Origin of the sequence: Anoxybacillus sp., assembly GCF_036834105.1 — a bacterium.
Classification (GTDB): Bacteria; Bacillota; Bacilli; order Bacillales; family Anoxybacillaceae; genus Anoxybacillus.
On the sequence record NZ_DAITON010000130.1, the window covers coordinates 1 to 6,174 of the forward strand.

At 42.4% G+C, this 6,174-nt stretch carries 5 protein-coding genes and 1 pseudogene; all 6 read left to right on the plus strand.

Annotated elements, in window-relative coordinates; genetic code table 11:
- The first annotated feature begins 228 nt into the window (after nt 1-228).
- A complete protein-coding gene (gene rny / locus V7Z64_RS11065; RefSeq protein WP_003398150.1) occupies nt 229-1,785 on the plus strand; it encodes a ribonuclease Y in 1,557 nt (518 codons plus the stop codon).
- A 97-nt stretch (nt 1,786-1,882) separates the two neighbouring features.
- Nucleotides 1,883-2,677 (plus strand): TIGR00282 family metallophosphoesterase, encoded by a 795-nt coding sequence (locus V7Z64_RS11070; RefSeq protein ID WP_297991109.1) that lies wholly within the window; start codon nt 1,883-1,885, stop codon nt 2,675-2,677.
- 126 nt (nt 2,678-2,803) lie between these two features.
- Nucleotides 2,804-3,064 carry a stage V sporulation protein SpoVS gene (gene spoVS, locus V7Z64_RS11075; protein WP_003181955.1) on the plus strand — a complete coding sequence of 87 codons (261 nt, stop codon included), beginning with the start codon at nt 2,804-2,806 and terminating at the stop codon, nt 3,062-3,064.
- Between the two features lie 48 nt (nt 3,065-3,112).
- On the plus strand, nt 3,113-4,078 hold the full coding sequence (locus V7Z64_RS11080) for a dipeptidase (protein ID WP_297991112.1): 966 nt from the start codon (nt 3,113-3,115) through the stop codon (nt 4,076-4,078).
- Nucleotides 4,079-4,277: 199 nt separating this feature from the next.
- Nucleotides 4,278-6,014: a 2-oxoacid:acceptor oxidoreductase subunit alpha gene (locus tag V7Z64_RS11085; protein WP_297991114.1), complete on the plus strand. Its 1,737-nt coding sequence runs from the start codon at nt 4,278-4,280 to the stop codon at nt 6,012-6,014.
- A 2-nt stretch (nt 6,015-6,016) separates the two neighbouring features.
- Nucleotides 6,017-6,174: pseudogene (locus tag V7Z64_RS11090) on the plus strand (2-oxoacid:ferredoxin oxidoreductase subunit beta); the annotation flags it as partial.

Consider the following 6,174-nt stretch of genomic DNA (forward strand, 5'->3'; position numbering starts at 1 on the left):
CTCCTTTTTTGTTTGGTTGTAAATTTATGTTAGTAAATTTGCTCATCTACAGTTAGAAAATTCAACCATATGAAACGCTTTCCCACAATGACAACCCTTGACAATATAGAAGGTCACCTTTAAAATGTACATGTATATTTGACAATTTTGAAGTGTATGTTGAATGGTTGCAATGTACATGCCGACATTGATGAAGTAACGAATTTATAGCAAGAGGAGGTGAGGAAAATGGGTGAAACGATCATCTCCGCTTTGCTTGCCCTAGTCGTCGGTGCAGTTGTTGGCTTTTTTGTTCGTAAATCCATTGCCGAGGCAAAAATTGGCGGTGCCCAAGCGGCTGCCAAGCAAATGATCGAAGAAGCGAAACGAGAAGCAGACGCATTGAAAAAAGAAGCGCTCCTTGAAGCAAAGGATGAAATTCACAAACTTCGCGTTGAAGCGGAACGAGAAATTCGCGAACGAAGAAGTGAATTGCAAAAACAGGAAAACCGTTTGTTACAGAAGGAAGAGAATCTCGACCGAAAGGATGAATCCCTAAACAAGCGAGAAGCGTTGCTTGAGAAGAAAGAGAATTCTCTCAATGAAAGACAACAGCATATTGAAGAGATGGAAAGCAAAGTGGAAGAACTCGTTCGAAAGGAACAAGCAGAGCTTGAGCGCATTTCCAGCCTAACGCGTGAAGAAGCACGCCAAATTATTTTAGAGCGTGTAGAGAAAGAACTTTCGCACGAAATCGCGCTCATGGTCAAAGAAGCGGAAACGAGAGTGAAAGAAGAGGCGGATAAAAAAGCAAAGGAAATTTTATCGCTTGCCATTCAACGTTGTGCTGCTGACCATGTGGCAGAAACGACGGTATCTGTTGTAAACTTACCGAATGACGAAATGAAGGGACGTATTATCGGAAGAGAAGGGCGTAACATCCGTACGCTAGAAACGTTAACAGGAATTGATCTTATTATTGATGATACGCCGGAAGCAGTCATTTTATCTGGCTTTGACCCAATCCGTCGTGAAACTGCACGCATCGCGTTGGATAAGCTTGTTCAAGACGGGCGTATTCATCCGGCGCGCATTGAAGAAATGGTCGAAAAGGCAAGAAGAGAAGTGGATGAGCATATTCGTGAGGTTGGAGAACAAACAACGTTTGAAGTAGGTGTTCACGGCTTACATCCAGACTTAATTAAAATTTTAGGGCGATTGAAGTTCCGTACGAGCTACGGGCAAAATGTGCTTAAACATTCGATGGAAGTGGCATATTTAGCCGGTTTAATGGCAGCAGAGCTGGGAGAAGATGAGATGCTTGCACGTCGTGCGGGTCTTCTCCATGACATTGGAAAAGCGGTTGACCATGAGGTTGAAGGAAGCCATGTTGAAATTGGCGTAGAACTAGCAACGAAATATAAAGAACATCCTGTTGTTATTAACAGCATCGCCTCGCATCATGGTGATGCGGAACCGACATCGATTATTGCTGTTCTCGTTGCTGCTGCGGATGCTTTATCTGCAGCTCGGCCGGGTGCTCGTAGCGAAACGTTGGAAAACTATATTCGTCGACTTGAAAAACTTGAAGAAATCGCCGAGTCATATGAAGGTGTTGAGAAGTCGTACGCCATCCAGGCGGGACGTGAAATTCGGATTATGGTAAAGCCGGATATGATCGATGACTTGGAGGCACACCGTTTAGCGCGAGATATTCGCAAACGTATTGAAGAAGAGCTAGATTACCCAGGTCATATTAAAGTTACAGTCATTCGTGAAACACGAGCTGTTGAATATGCAAAATAAGCTACTCCTTGTTTGGGGTAGCTTTTTCGTATTGATAAACATTTTATTTTGTGAGAAACTGAAAAATAGAGACAATGAGTATAGAAAGGGTAATAAAATGAAAATATTATTTATCGGTGATGTCGTAGGACAACCGGGGCGAAAAATGGTTGATGAATACGTGCCAAAGCTTAAAGCAAAATACAAGCCACATGTAGTTATTGTAAATGGCGAAAATGCAGCGGGGGGAAAGGGAATTACAGAAAAAATATACCGTCGCTTTTTAGAAATCGGGGTACATGTTGTTACGTTAGGTAACCACGCATGGGACAATCGGGAAGTTTTCGAATTTATTGATCAAGCAAAAATGCTCGTTCGCCCAGCCAATTTTCCAGCCGGTACACCTGGAAAAGGAATGGTGTTCATTCATGTGGAAGGGTATGAAATAGCTGTGATTAGTTTGCAAGGGAGAACATTTTTACCAGCGATCGATTGCCCGTTCAAAAAAGCAGACGAATTAGTGGAAATAGCTCTTGCCCGCACCCCGTTTATTTTTATTGATTTTCATGCGGAAGCAACGAGTGAGAAACAAGCGATGGGGTGGCATTTAGACGGTCGGGTAAGCGCTGTTGTTGGCACGCATACACACGTTCAAACAGCTGATTCACGTATTTTGCCAAACGGAACAGGTTATATCACTGATGTCGGCATGACCGGGCCTTATGATGGCATTTTAGGAGTGGATCGCGAGGCAGTATTGCGCAAATTTTTGACAGGTTTACCGGTGCGTTTTGAAGTTACGACAGGGAGAGCGCAATTGAACGCTGTCCTTATTGAATTGGATGAAAAAAACGGAAAAACAAAATCAATTCAGCGTATCATGATTAATGATGATCACCCTTATTTTGATTAGTTCCTCTTTTAAGATTTTTCTGAAAAAAATACATATTGTAGCAGGAATACAGGCAAACAGGGATGAATATATAATGAATAGTACAACTTTTTATAAGCAATTGTGAGAAACGAGGAGGAACTAGAAATGGAAATATTAAAAGTTTCAGCAAAATCTAATCCTAATTCCGTAGCTGGTGCACTTGCAGGCGTGTTAAGAGAACGCGGTGCTGCTGAAATTCAAGCCATTGGTGCAGGTGCATTGAATCAAGCCGTTAAGGCAGTAGCGATCGCGCGAGGATTCGTAGCACCGAGCGGAGTCGATCTCATTTGTATTCCTGCGTTTACGGATATTCAAATTGATGGAGAGGAGCGGACGGCGATCAAACTGATCGTTGAGCCGCGTTAATAAACATAAGCCTGTTTGCTTATAAAGCAAACAGGTTATTTTTATCCTATGATTGTTTTTGAACCGAACGCGTTTAATGGGGGGATGGTTGTGCGTATATTTGATGCTCATTGTGATGTTTTATATCAATTATTTTGTGATCAACATTTGTCATTTGAACGGAGCCCATCGTTACATGTGACGTACGATGGCTTGAAACAGGCGGGAGTAACTGTACAAGCGTTTGCGATTTATATTCCGAAACAAGTAAGACCGGAGTCACGCTTTTTTGTCGCTTTAGAGATGGTTGATTACTTTTATGAAAAAATTGTTTCACAACCAAATATGAAAATTGTTCGCTCGAAAAGAGAAATTGATCAATTGCAGCCAAATGAAATTGGGGCTATGCTTACATTGGAAGGGTGTGAAGCGATTGGAGAAAGCTTAATACAGTTGCGTACATTGCTCCGTCTCGGCGTTCGTTCCGTTGGCTTAACATGGAATGATGCCAACATGGTAGCTGACGGTGCACTTGAGCAACGTGGTGGCGGATTAACCAAATTTGGAAAAGATGTTGTTCATTTGTTAAATGAACAACAATGTTGGACAGATGTGTCGCATTTAAGTGAACGTGCGTTTTGGGATGTCATTGAATTGGCTCATTACCCGATTGCTTCACACTCGAATGCTTATACAGTTTGTCCGCATCCCCGCAATTTGCGCGATGATCAAATTCAAGCGCTCATTAAGAAAAACGGGGTGATTGGTGTGACGTTTGTGCCGCAATTTTTGCGTCATGATGTCCAGAAAACGACAGTAACAGATGTGCTCCGTCATATTGATCATATTTGTTCGTTAGGTGGAGAAAACCATATCGGGTTCGGATCTGATTTTGATGGCATTTTTGAAACGGTCGAACAATTAGGAAACGTTGCGCACTACACACATTTTATTGACGAATTGTTAAAGCATTTTAAAGAAGAACAAGTGAAAAAGTTTTTGTTTTGTAATTTTTATGAGCGAATTCCTCAATAAAAATCGAAAAAGAAATTCACATTTTTGTAACAAATATGTTGCAATTTCTTTTCAATAGGGCTAGAATGAAAGCGTTTAGTATATGAAATTTTTCGAAAAAAATCAATGTGAAATGGTAGAGCTTTTCTTGGAAAAGTGCTACACTTATAATCGTACAATGTAATGTTACAATTGATGGAACTTTAAAGGGGTGTAAGACATGATTAGTCAACTTTCGTGGAAAGTTGGAGGACAACAAGGGGAAGGTATTGAAAGTACGGGGGAGATATTCTCCATTGCGCTCAACCGACTAGGCTACTACTTATATGGTTATCGCCACTTTTCATCTCGAATTAAAGGTGGTCACACGAACAATAAAATTCGTGTTAGCACGACACAAGTTCGTTCAATTGCCGATGATCTTGATATATTAGTAGCTTTTGACCAGGAGACGATTGATTTCAACTTTCATGAGTTGCGTCAAGGTGGGATCGTTATTGCGGATGCGAAGTTTAATCCGACGATTCCAGATGAGTCAAGAGCTACGTTGTATGCGGTTCCATTCACTGATATTGCAACAGAGCTAGGGACAGCATTAATGAAAAACATGGTTGCAGTCGGAGCTTCAAGCGCAGTACTCGGTCTTGACATTCGTGTATACGAAGGGGTCGTTCAGGAGATTTTCGGTCGCAAAGGTGAACAAGTTGTTGCAAAAAACATGGAAGCGATCAGAGCGGGCGCTCAGTTTATGCGTGAACAACTTGGTGAAAACATCCAATTAATGCAACTTGAAAAAGCGGACGGCAAAAAGAGAATGTTTATGATTGGGAATGACGCCATTGCGCTCGGTGCACTAGCTGGTGGCGCGCGCTTCATGGCCGCTTATCCAATTACGCCGGCTTCTGAAATTATGGAATATTTAATTAAAAAGCTTCCGCAGTTCGGTGGTACAGTCATTCAAACAGAAGATGAAATTGCAGCGTGTACAATGGCTATCGGTGCAAACTACGCAGGGGTACGCACGTTAACTGCTTCTGCTGGGCCGGGTCTTTCGCTCATGATGGAAGCGATCGGATTAGCTGGGATTACAGAAACGCCAATCGTTATCGTTGATACGCAACGCGGTGGTCCGAGCACAGGTTTACCGACAAAACAAGAACAATCGGATTTAATGGCAATGATTTACGGTACGCATGGAGAGATTCCGAAAGTGGTCATGGCGCCAAGTACTGTACAAGAAGCGTTTTATGATATGGTCGAAGCGTTTAACATTGCAGAAGAGTATCAATGTCCGGTGATCGTTTTAACGGACTTACAGCTTTCGCTAGGAAAGCAAACGGTAGAGCCGCTCGAGTACGATAAAATTGACATTCGTCGTGGTAAGCTTGTCACAGGAGAACTTCCTGAAATTCCGGATAAAGGTTGCTTCAAGCGATATGAAGTGACAGAAGATGGCGTGTCACCTCGTGTACTGCCAGGTATGAAAAATGGGATTCACCATGTGACAGGTGTTGAGCACGATGAGACAGGTCGTCCGTCTGAAGTAGCAGTAAATCGTATTGCGCAAATGGATAAACGTTTACGGAAGCTAAAACATATTCAATTCCCGACACCAGTTCATAAACATGTGCAGCATGAAGATGCGGATTTATTGATCGTTGGGTTTAACTCGACGCGCGGGGCGATTGAAGAGGCGATGGAACGTTTAGAGCGCGATGGTATAAAAGTAAATCACGCTCATGTTCGTCTCATTCATCCATTCCCAACGGAAGAAATGTTGCCGCTTGTGCAATCAGCGAAAAAAGTAGTTGTTGTTGAAAATAACGCAACAGGACAACTTGCTAACATTTTGAAAATGAACGTTGGACATGCTGAAAAAGTGTTTAACGTGCTGAAATATGACGGCAATCCGTTCTTACCGCACGAAGTTTATACAAAATGCAAGGAGTTGTTTTAAACATGGCGACATTTAAAGATTTCCGTAATAACATTAAACCGAACTGGTGTCCAGGTTGTGGCGACTTTTCCGTGCAAGCAGCGATTCAACGTGCAGCCGCTAACGTTGGACTTGAACCACACGAACTAGTTGTTGTATCTGGTATCGGTTGTTCCGGTCG